The organism is Aurantimonas sp. E1-2-R+4 (genome assembly GCF_036549515.1).
GTDB classification, from domain to species: domain Bacteria; phylum Pseudomonadota; class Alphaproteobacteria; order Rhizobiales; family Rhizobiaceae; genus Aurantimonas; species Aurantimonas coralicida_A.
The window spans coordinates 14,485-29,369 of record NZ_JAZHLK010000012.1; the positions used below are offsets into that span (position 1 = coordinate 14,485).

14 protein-coding genes are annotated in these 14,885 nt (G+C 64.4%); 8 read left to right on the top strand and 6 right to left on the bottom strand.

What is annotated here, in order from left to right; translation table 11 throughout:
- Positions 1 to 39 precede the first annotated feature (39 nt).
- Entirely contained in the window at positions 40 to 333 is a 294-nt protein-coding gene (locus VQ045_RS07735) for a DUF1330 domain-containing protein (RefSeq protein ID WP_331829701.1), read from the top strand.
- Between the two features lie 160 nt (positions 334 to 493).
- Here the strand turns inward: VQ045_RS07735 and VQ045_RS07740 are convergent, their stop codons facing one another.
- Positions 494 to 1,093 (bottom strand): short chain dehydrogenase, encoded by a 600-nt coding sequence (locus VQ045_RS07740; RefSeq protein ID WP_331829702.1) that lies wholly within the window; start codon positions 1,091 to 1,093, stop codon positions 494 to 496.
- Positions 1,090 to 1,452: a MerR family transcriptional regulator gene (locus tag VQ045_RS07745; protein ID WP_331829703.1), complete on the bottom strand. Its 363-nt coding sequence runs from the start codon at positions 1,450 to 1,452 to the stop codon at positions 1,090 to 1,092. The genes VQ045_RS07740 and VQ045_RS07745 overlap by 4 nt, the downstream gene beginning before the upstream one ends.
- 161 nt (positions 1,453 to 1,613) lie before the next feature.
- Here VQ045_RS07745 and VQ045_RS07750 point away from each other — a divergent pair, with 161 nt between their 5' ends.
- The 3 genes from VQ045_RS07750 (at position 1,614) to VQ045_RS07760 (ending at position 4,957) form a co-directional block, all read left to right on the top strand.
- Positions 1,614 to 2,168 carry a GNAT family N-acetyltransferase gene (locus VQ045_RS07750; protein WP_331829704.1) on the top strand — a complete coding sequence of 185 codons (555 nt, stop codon included), beginning with the start codon at positions 1,614 to 1,616 and terminating at the stop codon, positions 2,166 to 2,168.
- A 94-nt stretch (positions 2,169 to 2,262) separates the two neighbouring features.
- Positions 2,263 to 4,203 carry a polyhydroxyalkanoate depolymerase gene (gene phaZ / locus VQ045_RS07755; RefSeq protein ID WP_331829705.1) on the top strand — a complete coding sequence of 647 codons (1,941 nt, stop codon included), beginning with the start codon at positions 2,263 to 2,265 and terminating at the stop codon, positions 4,201 to 4,203.
- A gap of 364 nt (positions 4,204 to 4,567) precedes the next feature.
- The gene (locus VQ045_RS07760) at positions 4,568 to 4,957 is read left to right on the top strand and encodes a hypothetical protein (protein ID WP_327623702.1); all 390 of its coding nucleotides are present in this window, start codon (positions 4,568 to 4,570) and stop codon (positions 4,955 to 4,957) included.
- Positions 4,958 to 5,131: 174 nt separating this feature from the next.
- Here the strand turns inward: VQ045_RS07760 and VQ045_RS07765 are convergent, their stop codons facing one another.
- Positions 5,132 to 7,303 (bottom strand): malate synthase G, encoded by a 2,172-nt coding sequence (locus VQ045_RS07765; RefSeq protein WP_331829706.1) that lies wholly within the window; start codon positions 7,301 to 7,303, stop codon positions 5,132 to 5,134.
- Between the two features lie 197 nt (positions 7,304 to 7,500).
- Between VQ045_RS07765 and VQ045_RS07770 the strand changes: the two genes are divergently transcribed.
- Entirely contained in the window at positions 7,501 to 8,451 is a 951-nt protein-coding gene (locus tag VQ045_RS07770; RefSeq protein WP_327623700.1) for a TAXI family TRAP transporter solute-binding subunit, read from the top strand.
- A gap of 72 nt (positions 8,452 to 8,523) precedes the next feature.
- On the opposite strand, the gene VQ045_RS07775 is transcribed toward VQ045_RS07770, so the two are convergent.
- Both VQ045_RS07775 and VQ045_RS07780 read right to left on the bottom strand, forming a co-directional pair.
- The gene (locus VQ045_RS07775) at positions 8,524 to 9,708 is read right to left on the bottom strand and encodes a CaiB/BaiF CoA transferase family protein (protein WP_331829707.1); all 1,185 of its coding nucleotides are present in this window, start codon (positions 9,706 to 9,708) and stop codon (positions 8,524 to 8,526) included.
- Between the two features lie 5 nt (positions 9,709 to 9,713).
- The gene (locus tag VQ045_RS07780) at positions 9,714 to 10,685 is read right to left on the bottom strand and encodes a hydroxymethylglutaryl-CoA lyase (protein ID WP_331829708.1); all 972 of its coding nucleotides are present in this window, start codon (positions 10,683 to 10,685) and stop codon (positions 9,714 to 9,716) included.
- A gap of 270 nt (positions 10,686 to 10,955) precedes the next feature.
- Between VQ045_RS07780 and VQ045_RS07785 the strand changes: the two genes are divergently transcribed.
- The 3 genes from VQ045_RS07785 to VQ045_RS07795 are packed head-to-tail and all read left to right on the top strand — an operon-like array spanning position 10,956 to position 13,938.
- Positions 10,956 to 11,930, top strand: a complete 975-nt coding sequence (locus tag VQ045_RS07785) for a Bug family tripartite tricarboxylate transporter substrate binding protein (protein WP_331829709.1) — start codon at positions 10,956 to 10,958, stop codon at positions 11,928 to 11,930.
- Between the two features lie 7 nt (positions 11,931 to 11,937).
- On the top strand, positions 11,938 to 12,378 hold the full coding sequence (locus VQ045_RS07790; protein WP_331829710.1) for a tripartite tricarboxylate transporter TctB family protein: 441 nt from the start codon (positions 11,938 to 11,940) through the stop codon (positions 12,376 to 12,378).
- A 30-nt stretch (positions 12,379 to 12,408) separates the two neighbouring features.
- Entirely contained in the window at positions 12,409 to 13,938 is a 1,530-nt protein-coding gene (locus VQ045_RS07795; RefSeq protein ID WP_331829711.1) for a tripartite tricarboxylate transporter permease, read from the top strand.
- Between the two features lie 53 nt (positions 13,939 to 13,991).
- On the opposite strand, the gene VQ045_RS07800 is transcribed toward VQ045_RS07795, so the two are convergent.
- A complete protein-coding gene (locus tag VQ045_RS07800; protein ID WP_331829712.1) occupies positions 13,992 to 14,846 on the bottom strand; it encodes an FAS1-like dehydratase domain-containing protein in 855 nt (284 codons plus the stop codon).
- Positions 14,847 to 14,885 lie beyond the last annotated feature (39 nt).

Sequence of the window (14,885 nt, forward strand, 5' to 3'; positions counted from 1 at the left end):
CCGGCCGGAGGGGCCAAGCGCTGAATGGGAGAGAGACTGATGGCAAAGGGCTACTGGATCGCACGCGTCGACGTGCGCGACCCCGAGGGCTACAAGGGTTACGTCGAGGCCGCCGCGCCGGCGTTCCGCGAATATGGCGCGACATTCCTTGCCCGCGGCGGGCCGTTCGAGGCACTCGAGGGCACCGCGCGGAGCCGCAACGTCGTCATCGCCTTCGACAGCGTCGAAACCGCCAAGGCTTGCTACCACAGTGAGCAGTATCAGAAGGCCAAGGCGATCCGGCAGCGCTATGCCGAGGCCGACATGATCATCGTCGAGGGCTACGACGGCTAGCTAAGGGATGACGAAAAGCGGGGACCGGCTTTCTGCCGGTATCCCGCACATGCCATTTCCCGGAGGTTTCCGCACATCGTGTTGGTTCGCTCGCGGGGCGAAGCGGAAGTCCGTCAAAGTCCGCTTTTGATCGAGGCTCCGTCAGGACCGCAGTGTAGGGCTAATCGACGATGATGACCTGGCCGGTGATCGCGCCATCGACGCTCTTCGCATAGGCACGTCCGACGCGCTCAGACGAAACCGGGTTGTGTCCCGAAAACCACTGTCCATATCGCGGCACCGAGACATCTAACAGACCGGGACTTACGACATTGATCCTCAGTCGGCGGGGCATCTCAATGGCCGCCCCGACGACGAATCCACCGAGCGCTCCGTTCGCCGTCGCGGCACCTACGCCCATTCGGATTGGGTCGCGATCGAGCACGCCGCTCGTCAGTGTGAAAGACCCACCTTCCACAACCGACTTCAATCCGGCGAGGACAAGGTTGATCTGTCCTATTACCTTTCGACGCAGGCCAAGCAGGAGCGTTTCCGCGGTATGTTCACCAAGCGGCGCGAAATGCACATCCCCTGCTGTGGAGACAACCGCGTCCACCGTGCCGACGCGTGCATACATCTCATCGACGGACGAACGGTCAGACATATCGACCTGAATCTCTCCGCTCGAACGGCCCACGCGGACGAGATCGTGTCGTCTGCCGAGTTCCTCGCATGCTGCTTCGCCGATATCTCCCTCGGCTCCAACGACGATGATTTTCATGATTTGCCTCCCAGTATGTCGTCATATCGCGCGAGCTTATGGGTCAGCAGCTTTCTGCACTTCGCGAGTGATGCTTGTTGGACCTGCAGACGCTTCTCGTGCTCAAGGAGCATCCTCCTCCGCTCGGAGACTGTCCTGTCTCCCTGCTGGTAGAGCCCGGCGAAGTATTTCATCGCCTTGGTCGGCATCCCTGTTTCGCGAAGGGATGCGAGAAGGGTTAGCCAATCCACGTCCTCCGGCGAGAAGCGTCGCTTTCCATCAGACCCCCGGCAGACGGCAGGGCAAATACCAGCCTTCTCGTAATATCGTATTGTGTCGATGCTCAAGCCGCATTTCGCAGCCACTTCCGCGATTTTCATGGCAATCAAGGTCCCGAGATACATCTGCCTTGATCAGACTACCGACCTGGAGTTACTTCAGGTCAAGGCACGGCAATGGAAATCGATCACGTCATAGGAAATCGGATAAGATCGATCCGAATTGACGTGATCTAGCCGTCGCATTCCGGCACGGGGAAGCCATGGCAAAGAAGCCGGGGCGCAAGGCGTTCAAGGGTCTGGCGCCGAAAGGCTACCGCATTCGCATGATGGAGCCCGGCGAGGCCGAGGCATTGCTGGCGATCGGCCATGAGGCAGACACCCGGCTGCCGGAGCCTTCGAACGAAACACCAGCTGTGCGGTCGTCGCTGCCGGATTTCGTCCGGTTCCTCCTGTCCCACGAAATTTTCGTCGCCGCGGCCAAGCGCGACGGTTCACCCGTCGGCTACGCAGCAGCGCAAGAGCGCGGCGATCTTTACTGGCTCGCCGATCACCGCGTCCTGACGCCGCATCGATGCCGCGGCATCGGCAGCGCCCTCATCGCCGCTGTGACGCAGAGGGCACGGTGGTTTGACCATCGGGCCGTTGGCATACCAGCTACTGTCGACAACTCCCGTCAAGCGGCGCTCTATGAACGTAACGGTTTCATGACGGTCTCGCGCAAGCGACACCCGGCTATACTGGCGAATCAGCGAGTAGACGAGATGCTGGAGGAAGCGGGCATCGACGCCCAAAGGGTGCTCATCAAATGGCTATAGCAGCCATGTGCCGGTGTTAAAATCGACCTCGGCTCCCTATTTGTGCATTGCAGCAAAATTTGCTAATTCATTCAGGAAGGCATAGCGGGAGTTGATGTTGTATCATTTTTATGAATGGAACCACGCGGCGCTTACGCCGCTTCGGGCCATGGCCGACGTGACCCGGCTGTTTTACCAAAACCCGCTCAATCCACTGTCGCAGACCACGGCCGGGCGCTCTATCGCGGCGGCGGCCGAGCTGTTCGAGCGGACCACGCGGGTCTATGGCAAGCCGGAATTCGGCCTCGACGAAACCTTCGTCGCCGGTCAACGCGTGCCGGTGCAGGACAAGGTCGTGTGGGAGAAGCCGTTCGGCCGGCTGCTGCATTTCGACCGCGAACTGCCCAAGCGGCACGCCAAGGACCCCCGGTTTCTGCTTGTCGCCCCGATGTCGGGCCATTATGCGACCCTGCTGCGCGGCACGGTGGAAGCGCTTCTTCCCTATGGCGACGTCTACATCACCGACTGGAACGACGCCCGTCATGTTCCGGTGACCGCCGGTCGTTTCGACCTCGACGACTATGTCGACTATCTCATCGAGATGCTCCAATTCCTCGGACCCGACACCCATATCATCGGCGTCTGCCAGCCGGCCGTTCCTGTGATGATGGCGACGGCGCTGATGGAAGCGGACGAGGACGATTGTGCCCCGGCGACGATGACACTGATGGGCGGTCCGATCGATACGCGCATCAACCCGACCGCGGTCAACCGGCTGGCCGAGGAAAAGGGCATCGACTGGTTCCGCGACAACGTCATCATGACGGTGCCGTTTCCGCAGCTGGGCTTCACGCGGCCCGTTTATCCGGGCTTCCTGCAGCTGACCGGCTTCATGTCGATGAATCTCGACCGGCACATGACCGCCCACAAGGAGTTCTTCTGGCACTTGGTCAAGGACGACGGCGATTCAGCCGACAAGCACCGTGAATTCTACGACGAATACAACGCGGTGATGGATCTGACCGCCGAGTTCTATCTGCAGACCGTCGACGAGGTGTTCATCAAGCATTCGCTGTCGAAGGGCGAGATGATGCATCGCGGCAAGCGCATCGACCTCACCAAGATCAAGCGCACGGCGCTGCTCACCGTCGAGGGCGAGAACGACGACATTTCCGGCGTCGGCCAGACCGAGGCGGCGCAGCGGCTCTGCTCGAACATCCCGGCCGACATGCGTGTCCATTACGTGCAGCCGAAGGTCGGTCATTACGGCGTCTTCAACGGCTCGCGCTTCCGCGCCGAGATTTGCCCGCGCATCGTCGATTTCGCGCTGACGCACGGGACCACCCACGCCAACGCGACCCAGCCGCACAAGGATGTGGCGCCGCGGCGCGAGGGCGCCGTCGCCGAGCGCGAGGCAAAGGCCGAAAAGCTCGGCAAGACCATCATCGGTGAGACCGAAGTCGCCAAGCTGGCCGCCGCCGACGATGCGCAGACAGCGGCGACGCCGGCTCCTGAGACAAAGGCGAAGGCCGACAAGACAGCAAAGGCCGGCAAGGCGGCGAAGGCGAAGGCTGGACGGTCTGCCGACAACGCGAACGCTGCCGCGGCCAATACCAAGGCTGCGTCATCGGTAAGAGATGAGGGAAAGACAACGCCTGTCGCCAAGACAGCCAAAAAGCCGAAGGATCAGATATCCAAAGCGTCGGGCTCGAAAGCGAAACGGGCGGCGAATGATTCAGAACCGAACCTCTTCGCCGAAGCGTCGGCGCCCAAACCCGGCGCCGAGACGCCTGCGGCCAACCCGGCGAAGACCCAGCCGGTGAAGGCCGTTGCCAACTCCGCGCCCAGGCTCCAGCAGGAGACGACGAACAAAGTCGGCGGCGCCGAGGCCCCGAAGCCAGCTGTGGCCAAGACGGCCGCCCAGCGCGTATCTGCACCGCAAAAAAGCGAACCGGCGCCCGCCAAATCCAGTCCCGCCAAGGCGGGAGGCCCTAATCGCCGTGCCCGGCGCGCGGCCAGCGCCAGCGCAGCGGCGAAGCCGCGCAGCCGCCGATAGGGTTTTGCCGGACGCGGCGCGGCCAATCTCCGCGCCGCTCCCATGAAGCGAACAGCCGCCGGAGGGCGTCCCTCCGGCGGCTTTTTCATGGGCGCCGGGTGAAACTTCATCCAGGGCGCGGCAGGACAGGCTGGACGCGGCGGCGCCGCCCCTGTGGCCCCAGACCCTACTTCGACGCTCGACTACAGGCCCTTCAAGGATGCCGTAAAAGGCCGCATGGGCGGCAAAAATACGCCGCCTCGGTGACCGTAAGGGGGTCATATCACGGCGGTGTGATTTTTTGGCTCAATGCCGGGAACGCTCCTGCAATCAGTTGGTTAGAGGTGCCGACAGGGACAGCTCAACTCGAGGAATGGAGCTTACAATGTTCAAGACCACAGCACTCGCCACCGTCGTCGCGCTCGCCATGGGCGGCTCGGCCTTTGCCCAGGCCAATTCAACGAACGCCGGCAACAACAAGATCGATGCCGGCGGCGGCAAAGGCCTCGTCGTCGTCGATATCAGCAACAACGACATCGCGCAGAACATCGCCAACGATCTCTCGGCCCTCAACGATCTGACCGTGCAGGCGCAGGACGTTATCGATGTCGGTTCCGTTCAGGTGCCGATCAGCGTCGCCGCCGCGGTTTGCGAACTGGAGGTCAATGCGATCGCCAGCAGCAACGACAAGGGCGACAAGTCCTGCGATGCCCAGAGCACCAACGACGCTCTGAACCAGGCCGTGCAGCAGAGCCTGCCGACGCAGTCCAACTAAGCGACGCGTCCAGGCAAAAGCGAGGGGGCACGCCCCCTCGAACCGGCGCGATCGTCTGGATTCCGTCCCCGTTCAACCGGAAATCCGCCGGCAGTGGAGAGGCCCGTCACCAGACGGGGCTCTTTTCTTTCTCGGCCCTGACTCCAGGGCTATGTGCGGCCGGTAGCGGCAGGGCTATCCCGCCGCTTGCGCCTTCTTCTCCAGCCGGCGGCGATGCAAGACTGGTTCGGTATAGCCGGAGGGCTGTTCCCGCCCCTCGAAGACCAGGTCGCAGGCCGCCTTGAAGGCGATCGAGCCGTCGAAATTTTCCGCCATCGGCTGGTAGGCCGGATCGCCGGCGTTCTGCTCGTCGACCTTTTTGGCCATCTTCTTCATCGCTTCCATCACCTCCTCCTTGGAGACGACGCCGTGATGCAGCCAGTTGGCGATGTGTTGGGAGGAGATGCGGCAGGTGGCGCGGTCCTCCATCAGGCCGACATCGTTGATGTCAGGCACGGTCGAGCAGCCGACGCCCTGGTCGATCCAGCGCACGACGTAGCCGAGGATGCCCTGCGCATTGTTCTCCAGTTCGCCCCGGATCTGCTCCTCCGGCCAATTGGCGCGGTTGGAGAGCGGGACGGTGAGGATGTCGGAGAGGACCGCCCGGCTGCCCTTTTTGGCAATTGCCTCCTGCCAGGCGAGGACGTCGACCTTGTGGTAATGGGTCGCGTGCAGGGTCGCGGCCGTCGGGCTCGGCACCCAGGCGGTGTTGGCGCCGGCCTGCGGATGGGCGATCTTCTGGGCCAGCATGTCGTGCATCCTTGCCGGCATCGCCCACATGCCCTTGCCGATCTGCGCCTTGCCGGTCAGGCCGCAGGCAAGCCCCACATCGACGTTCCAGTCCTCATAGGCCTTGATCCAGGTGCGGTCCTTCATCACGGTCTTGCGGACCATCGGCCCGGCTTCCATCGAGGTGTGGATCTCGTCGCCGGTGCGATCGAGGAAGCCGGTGTTGATGAAGAACACCCGATGCTTGGCGGCGCGGATACACTCCTTGAGGTTGACCGTCGTGCGGCGCTCCTCGTCCATGATGCCCATCTTGAGCGTGTAACGGGCAAGGCCGAGCAGATCCTCGACGCGGCCGAAGATCTCGTCGGAGAAGGCGACCTCGTCCGGCCCGTGCATCTTCGGCTTGACGATGTAGATCGAGCCGGCACGCGAATTGCGGATGCCGCCGGTCTTCTTGAGGTCGTGCATGGCGATCATCGCGGTGATCACCGCGTCCATGATGCCCTCCGGCACCTCGCTGCCATCCTTGAGCTGGATGGCCGGGTTGGTCATCAGGTGGCCGACATTGCGGATCAGGAGCAGCGAGCGGCCGGGCAGGCTGAGGGGCGAGCCGTCGGCGCCGGCATAGTCGCGATCCGGGTTGAGCCGCCGCGTCACCGTCTCGCCGCCCTTCTCGAAGCTGTCCTGAAGGTCGCCCTTCATCAGGCCGAGCCAGTTGCGATAGACGGCGGTCTTGTCTTCGGCGTCGACGGCGGCGATCGAATCCTCGCAGTCGCAGATCGTCGTGATCGCCGATTCCATCATCATGTCGGCGACGTTCGCCGGATCGTTCTTGCCGATCCGGTTGGTCGCGTCGATGGTCACTTCCAGATGCAGGCCGTTGTGCTTGAACAGCAGCGCCGTCGGGGCCGCGGCGTCGCCGCGATAGCCGGCGAAGGCGGCCGGGTTCTTCAGCCGCGCCTGTTTGCCGCCGTTGAAGGTGGCGGCCAGTGTACCGTCCTCGACCGAATAGGCCTTCACGTCGATATGCGAGATCCGGTCGAGCGGCGCCAGGCCGTCGAGGAAGCTCTTCGCCCAAGTGACGACGCGCGCGCCCCGCGCCCGGTCGTAGCCCTTGCCTTCGGGCAGATCGCCCATCGCGTCGGTGCCGTAGAGCGCGTCATAGAGCGAGGCCCAGCGGGCATTGGCCGCGTTCAGCGTGTAGCGCGCGTTCATCAGCGGCACGACGAGCTGCGGACCGGGGATCAGCGCGATTTCCGGATCGACGTTTTCGGTCTCGATGGCAAAGTCCGCCCCTTCCGGAACGAGATAGCCGAGATCGCCCAGGAACGCCTTGTATTCCTTCATGTCGATCGGCTTGCCGCGGCGCTCGCGGTGCCAGTCGTCGATCTTGGCTTGCATCTCCTCGCGGATCCGCAGCAACTCCCGATTGCGCGGTGCCAGGCCGTTGAGGATGTCCGACGTCCCCTTCCAGAAGACATCCGGCGCGATCCCGGTGTCCGGCAAAGCCTCCGTGTCGATGAAATTCTTCAGGATGGCCGCAACCTTGAGGTCGTGGACGTCGATCATGTCGGACATGCGGTTTCTCCAATAGTGCGCTGCGGGAGGACATCCGACATGAAAAGCGCGAAGTCAATTCGACGGAGGGCGCACAAGGACGCACCCCGTTCCCAAACGGGGAGTGGGCCTGTCCTCTCCGCCGCCCTTGAGGTTTCCTCGTCGGCTGTTACAAATCTGCGACCGGGCCGCTTCGGCCCTTTTTGGGAGGACACTTCATGAAGTTATTCAACCGTCTCGCCGCCTCGGCGCTCGTCGCGGGCCTGGCCATGGCGCCAGCCGCCGCCTCGGCCCAGCAGTTCATCAACGTACTGACTGGCGGCACCTCGGGCGTCTACTATCCGCTCGGCGTCGCGCTCGCCAAAGTCTATGGCGACAAGATCGAGGGGGTGAAGACCCAGGTCCAGTCGACCAAGGCGTCGGTCGAAAACATCAATCTGATTGCACAGGGTCGTGGGGAAATCGCCTTCGCCCTCGGTGACTCGGTCAAGGCCGCCGCCGAAGGCAACGCCGACGCCGGCTTCCAGCAGCCGGTCGAGAAGCTGCGCGCCATCGCCGCGATCTATCCGAACTACGTGCAGATCGTCGCCTCCAAGGATTCCGGCATCACCGATCTGGCCGGCCTGAAGGGCAAGGCGCTGTCGGTCGGCGCACCGGCGTCCGGCACCGAGCTCAACGCGCGAGCGATCTTCTCGGCTGCCGGCATGAGCTATGAAGACCTCGGCAAGACCGAGTATCTGCCCTTCGCCGAGTCGGTCGAGCTGATCAAGAACCGCCAGCTCGACGCGACGCTCCAGTCGGCCGGCCTCGGCGTCGCCTCGATCCGCGACCTCGCCTCGTCGCTGCCGATCACGGTCGTTGCGGTTCCGGCCGAGATCGCCGAAAAACTCGGCGCGCCGTTCCAGGCAGCCGAAATTCCGGCGGGCACCTATGATGGCCAGGACGCAGCCGTGCCGACGCTGGCGATCACCAACATCCTGGTTACCTCGAGCGACGTCGACGAGGAACTGGTCTACCAGATGACCAAGCAGCTGATCGAGAACCTGCCGGAGCTGGTCGCCGCCCACAATGCAGCGAAGTCGATCGACCCGGCGAAGGCCGCGAAGAACCTGCCGGTCGCTCTGCATCCGGGCGCCGAGCGCTATTACAAGGAAGCCGGCCTGCTCTAAGGGTAGCCATTGTTTCACGTGAATCGGCCGCGCGACCGAAAGGGTGCGCGGCCATTTTCATTCGCGCGGCCTTCAGATTACCCCGTCACCCCGCAGCGCGGCGATCTCGGCGGACGAATAGCCCGCCTCGGCGAGAACCGTGTCGGTATCCGCGCCGAGATCCGGCGCCGGATGGCGGACGACGCAGGGCGTGTCCGAGAATTTGATCGGAAAGCCGGTCATCTTGACCGTGCCGTGGCCCGGATGATCGATGGCGAGAACCATCTCCTGCTCGCGCACCTGCGGGTTCTCGAACACCTCGGCGAGTGTCTGCACCCGACCGCAGGGCACGCCGGCGGCGTTCAGCCGCTCGATCCAGATCGCTTGGCTCTCGTGACGCATGGCATCGTCGATCATCGCGTTGACCTCCGCGCGGCGCTCGACCCGCTTGGCATTGGTGTCGAAGCGCGCATCCTCCAGCATCGCCGAAAGCCCGGTCGTCTCCAGGAACCGCCGCAGGATCGGCGGGGTCGACGCGGCCACCGCCACCGGACCGTCGGATGCCTGGAACAGCCCGTAAGGCGAGGCGATTGGGTGGTCGTTGCCGGTCGGCGGCGGCGTCTGGCCGGTGGCGAGCTGGGCGGCGGACAGATAGGCCATCATCGAGATCATACCGTTCATCATCGAGGATTCGACTGCCTGGCCGGCGCCGTCCCGGTCGCGCACGCGCAAAGCCGCGACGATGCCGAGCGCGGTATAGAGACCGGCGATGAGATCGGTCAGCGGCGGCGCGGCGCGGATCGGGCCGCTGTCCAATGTCCCGTTTACCGCCATGAAGCCGGACATCGCCTGGGTGATGAAATCGAAGGCCGGTCGCTCGCTATAGGGGCCGGTGGTGCCGTAGCCATTGACCGAGCCGACGACGAGCCGCGGATTGATGGCGTCGAGCCCGGAGCGGTCGAGCCCCATCGCGGCGAGGACGCCGGGCCGGAAATTCTCGACCAGCACGTCGGCCTCGGCCAAAAGCTTGCGCAGGACGGCTTTTCCCTCCTCGCGCTTCAAATCCAGCGTGATCGAGCGCTTGTTGCGGTTGAAGCTGGCGAAATACCAGGACAGGCCGTCGATGATCGCGCCCTGGCCACGCACATGGTCGCCCGAACCCGGCGTTTCGATCTTGATCACATCCGCGCCGAGATCGCCGAGGATCATCGAACAGAACGGTCCGGAGAGAATGCGCGTCAGATCGACGACGCGGATTCCGGCAAGCGGCTGCTCCATGCTTCTCAGCCCGCCGCCGTAGAGACGTCGTCGACGCCGTGCCGGGTCAGACGCGGCCCGGCCTTCATCACCTGGCCCGGCAACTCGCGGCCAAGGATCGCCTCGGTCCGCTTGGCCACATCGATCAGGCGTTCGAGATCGATGCCGGTTTCATAACCGCTTTCCTCGAGCAGATAGACGAGATCTTCGGTGCAGATGTTGCCCGTCGCGCCGGCGGCGAAGGGGCATCCGCCAAGCCCGCCGATAGAGGAATCGTAGCGGTTGACGCCTTCGGCGAGCCCGACCATGACATTGGCAAGGCCGACGCCGCGCGTGTTGTGGAAATGCAGCGTGATCTTCATCTCCGGCACGCCCTCCCGCAGCGCCGCCAGCAGTGCCTTGACGGTCGCCGGCGTCGCCATGCCGGTGGTATCGCCGAGATTGAGATCGACGAGGCCGAGGTCGCGGTAGAAGCGCGCGATCCGCACGACCGATTCCGGCGGCACGTCGCCCTCGAAGGGGCAGCCGAAGGCGGTGGCGACGCCGCCCTGGACCCGCTTGCCCGCCGCCGTGGCGATCTCGACCACCGGCGGAAACCGCGCGAGCGTCTCGTCGATCGAGGCGTTGACGTTCTTGCGGCTGTGCGCTTCGGAGGCCGAGCAGAACAGCCCCATGATGTCTAGCTGCGTTTCCGCCGCCCGCTCGGCGCCGCGGGCGTTCGGCACCAGCGCCGTCAGCACGACGCCCGGTCGCTTGTCGATGCCGGCCAGCACTTCGGCGGCGTCGGCGAGTTGTGGCACCGCGCGCGGCGAGACGAAAGAGGTCACCTGCACCTTGCGCAAGCCGGCATCGATCAGGCCATTGACGATCTCGATCTTGCGTTCCGTCGGGATGAAGGGCTTTTCGATCTGGAAGCCGTCGCGGGGGCCGACCTCACAAATCTCGATCCGGCTTCCCGTGCGCACCGGCATGGGCAACACATTGCCTGCTTCGGCCATCATCCCGCTCCTGTATTGTTTCGTCGGCATTACGGTTCCCATACGCGAAGGGTCAGTCGAAAGTAAATTTTGAAATATTTCGCTGCATTGCAGCATGCCCGCTTTTCGCGGCGCAGCACAGATGACATCGCGTCCGGCCTTGACCGGCCGAATACTTCGGTGTCATCCACTAACAAGGGCACGCAAGGGTAAATGTCGGTGACGGCGCGATCTCTTGCGGCCGACAACAGGGCGGGGGACGCAAGAACCGTCGCCAGAGGGAGGATGAGTATGTTTTTGAAACGTTTGCTGATGGTCGCGGCCGTGGCGTCGATCGCCTTACCGGCGACGGCGTTCGAGCCGTCGAATGTCGAGTGCATCGCACCGGCCAATCCCGGCGGGGGCTGGGACTTCACCTGCCGGACCGTCGGCCGCCTGCTGCAGGAAGAAGGCCTCGTTCCGGGCGCCGTCCAGGTGACCAACATGCCGGGCGCCGTCGGCGCTGTGGCCTTCGCCAATGTCGCATCGAAGCGCAATGACGACCCGAATCTGATCGTTGCGACATCGACCGTCGGCATCACCCAGATCGCCCAGGACAAATATCCGGCCGGCATCGACCAGATGCGCTGGCTGGGCATGCTTGGCGCCGATGTCGGCACGGTGCTGGTCAACAAGGATTCCGAATACGACTCGCTCGAAGCCGTTCTCGCCGCTGTCAAGGAAGATCCGGCCGGCGTCGTGGTCGGTGGATCGTCCTCGATCGGCGGCTGGGACCATCTGCGGTTCCTGATCCTGGCGCAGGAAGCCGGTGTTCCGACCGACAAGCTGAAGGACATCCGCTGGGTTGAATTCTCCGGTGGCGGTGACGCCGTCACCCAGTTGCTCGGCGGTCATATCGACGTCGTTCTCACCGACATCGGCGAGATCGGCGGCTTCATCCAGTCGGGCGACGCCAAGGCTCTGGCGGTCATGTCCGACGACAGGCTGCCGGCCTATCCCGATATCGCCACCGCCAAGGAGCAGGGCATCGAGGCGGTCGGCTACAACTGGCGCGGCTTCTACATGGGCGGCGGGGTTTCCGACGAGGCCTATGATTTCTGGGTCGAGAAGATGAAGGCGCTCTACGATTCGGAAGGCTGGCAGACGGCGGCGACCGAGTCGGGCCTCACCCCGATCTGGCGCGGCGGCAAGGAATTCGACGCCTTCGTGCGCGAGTCGAAGGACAAGGCCGCCGAAATCTCGAAGGCCATCGGTGTCATCCAGTAGGACGGCCATGAGCCTTCGTCTCAGTGACCGCATCGCGGGGGCGATACTGCTCGCCCTCGCGATCTGGTACTGGATTGCCGCCGGCGGCTATGTCGTCGCCTATGGCGATCCCGCCGGTCCCAGCCTGTTTCCCCGCATGGTCGCGGTGCCGCTCGGGCTGTTCGCGGCGTTCCTGATCATCAAGCCGGACCCCGACCCGATCTGGTTCCGCTGGCCGCATGTCTGGGGCCAGCTCGCGATGCTGGCGGTCCTCATCGCCTATCCGTTTGTCCTCGAACCGGCGGGCTTTCCGCTGTCGACAAGCGTCGCCGCGGTATTTCTGGCGCGGATTCTTGGCGGAAGCTGGTTGCAATCGGTACTCACCGGATTGGTGATCGGTTTCGGTCTGTTCTTTCTGTTCGACGGCGTTTTCGGCCTGCCGCTGCCGATGGGACCGCTTTTCGGCTAGTCACCGCTTGACCGGTGCCAAGGAGATCACGTGGAAATTCTTGGGTTTCTCGCTGACGGCTTTGCGGTCGCGCTGACGCCGACGAATATCGGCCTCGCCCTGTTCGGCTGCTTCATCGGCACGATCATTGGCGCGCTGCCGGGCCTCGGCCCGGTCAACGGCGTGGCGATCCTGATCCCGCTGGCGTTCTCGCTGCAACTGCCGCCGGGCTCGGCGCTCATTCTTCTGGCCTGCGTCTATTACGGCTGCATGTATGGCGGCCGCATCTCCTCCATCATGCTGAACATTCCCGGCGACGAACCGGCGATGATGACCTGCCTCGACGGCTACCCGATGGCCAAGAACGGCAAGGCGCCGGAGGCTTTGGCGATCTCCGGCATCGCTTCCTTCGTCGGCGCGGTGGCCTCGACCATCGGCCTGGTGCTGTTCGCGCCGCTTTTGGTGCAGTTCGCCATCCGCTTCGGCCCGGCGGAGTATTTCGCGCTCTATGTCATGGCCTTCGCCACGATCGGCGGCATCACCGGCGCCAACCCGGCTAAGACGCTGCTGGCGGCCGGGATCGGACTGATGCTGGGAACGGTCGGGATCGATCCGCAAAGCGCTGTGCCGCGCTATACCTTCGGCAGCTTCCACCTTTATGACGGCTTCCATGCCATTATCGCTATCGTCGGCCTGTTCGCCATTTCCGAGGCGCTGATCCTTTTGGAACACGGGATCGGCGTTCATTCCGGCGCGATTCCGGTCAAACGCGCCTTTGCCCGCTGGGCCGACATCCGCCAATCACTGGGGGCGATGTTGCGCGGCTCCGGCCTCGGCTTCGTCGCCGGCATCCTGCCGGGCGCGGGCGCTTCGCTGGGCTCGTTCATCGCCTACACGCTGGAAAAGCGCTATTCGAACAGCAACGACACCTTCGGCAAGGGCGATCCCCGCGGCGTCGCGGCGCCGGAGGCCGGCAACAACGCGGCGGCCGGCGGAGCGCTGGTGCCGATGCTGGCGCTCGGCGTGCCGGGCTCCGGCACGACGGCGGTGCTCCTGGCGCTGCTGATCTCGCTGAACATCACGCCGGGACCGCTCCTGTTCCAGAACCAGCCGGACATTGTCTGGGGCCTGATCGCGGCACTGTTCATGGCGAACGTGTTCCTGCTGATCCTCAATCTGCCGCTGGTCGGCCTGTTCACCCGGATGCTGGCGATCCCGATGTGGGCGTTGATGCCGTTCGTGGTGATGATCTCCTTCGTCGGCATCTATTCGATCAGCCACTCCACCTTCGACCTGCAAGTCATGGTCGGCTTCGGCGTGCTCGGCTTCATCCTGCGCAAGCTCGATATCTCGGTGGTTCCGGTCGTGCTCGGGCTTCTGCTCGGCGGCGAAATGGAAAGCATGCTGCGGCGGGCGCTGTCGATCTCGGGCGGCGATCCATCGATCCTCGTCGGCAGCGGGATTTCGATCGGGCTCTATACGGTGACGGCGTTCTTCCTGCTCGCGGCGGTCTATTTCGCGTTCCGCAAGCGGCGGGCGAAGCCGGCACTGGAGATCGAGCAGGAGACTATGGCGGACTGAGGCGCCGCGCCCGAATAGTGTGGCGGGCGCGTGGGCGGACGGGCGCTTGCGGCTTAAACCGAGGCCGTCGCCTGCATCCGCCGGACGCCGTCGGCGCCGCTCGACCAGAGTTCGCAGCCGTCGCCGTCGCGCAGGGCATGCAGGCCCATCGTCTCGCCGTCGAACAGCGGCCTGACGCCGCGATAAGCGAATACGGCCGGCGTCCGGCCGAGCGTTTCGGCGGCCAGATGCGCCAGCAGCGTCGCCTGCAGCGGCCCGTGGACGACAAGGCCGGGATAGTTCTCCTCCTCGAGGCAATAGCGCCGGTCGTAGTGGATGCGATGACCGTTGAAGGTCAGGGCCGAATAGCGAAACAGGGCCAGCGGGCTCGGCTCGAAGGCGTGACTGACGTCCGCCTTCGGCGACTCGGCCGCTTCGGGGCGGGCCGCCGGCGTGGCGCCACCGGTCTCGGCCGCGCGGTAGACGATGTCCTGGCGCTCCTCGATAGCGACGACGGCGGAGGCGAGAATGTCGTGCCGGACTGTCACGAAGCACAAGGGGCCGGAGCGGCCCTGCTTGAGTTCGACGGCCTCGATGCGCGAGCGGCGCGTGACCCGGTCACCGACGACGAGCGGTGCCAGAAAACGCAGTTCGCCGCCCGCCCACATGCGTCGAGGCAGCGGCACCGGTGGCAGGAAACCGCCGCGCGCCGGGTGTCCGTCCGGCCCGGTGGCGGAGTTGGGCACAACCGGCGGCGCGAGGCACCAATGCAGGCAGAGCGGGGCCGGGTCGCCCTCGGACACGCCTCCCGGATCACGGTCGAGCGTCGCCAGGAACGAGCGGACCATCCGTGTGTCGATATAGTCGCTCGCTTCCTCGGTGCGGCCGATCCAGCTTTTCAGATGGTCGATATCGATAGGGTCAGTCATCGTTTTCTCCCTCAATACGATCGCGGCAGGCCGGGTCTG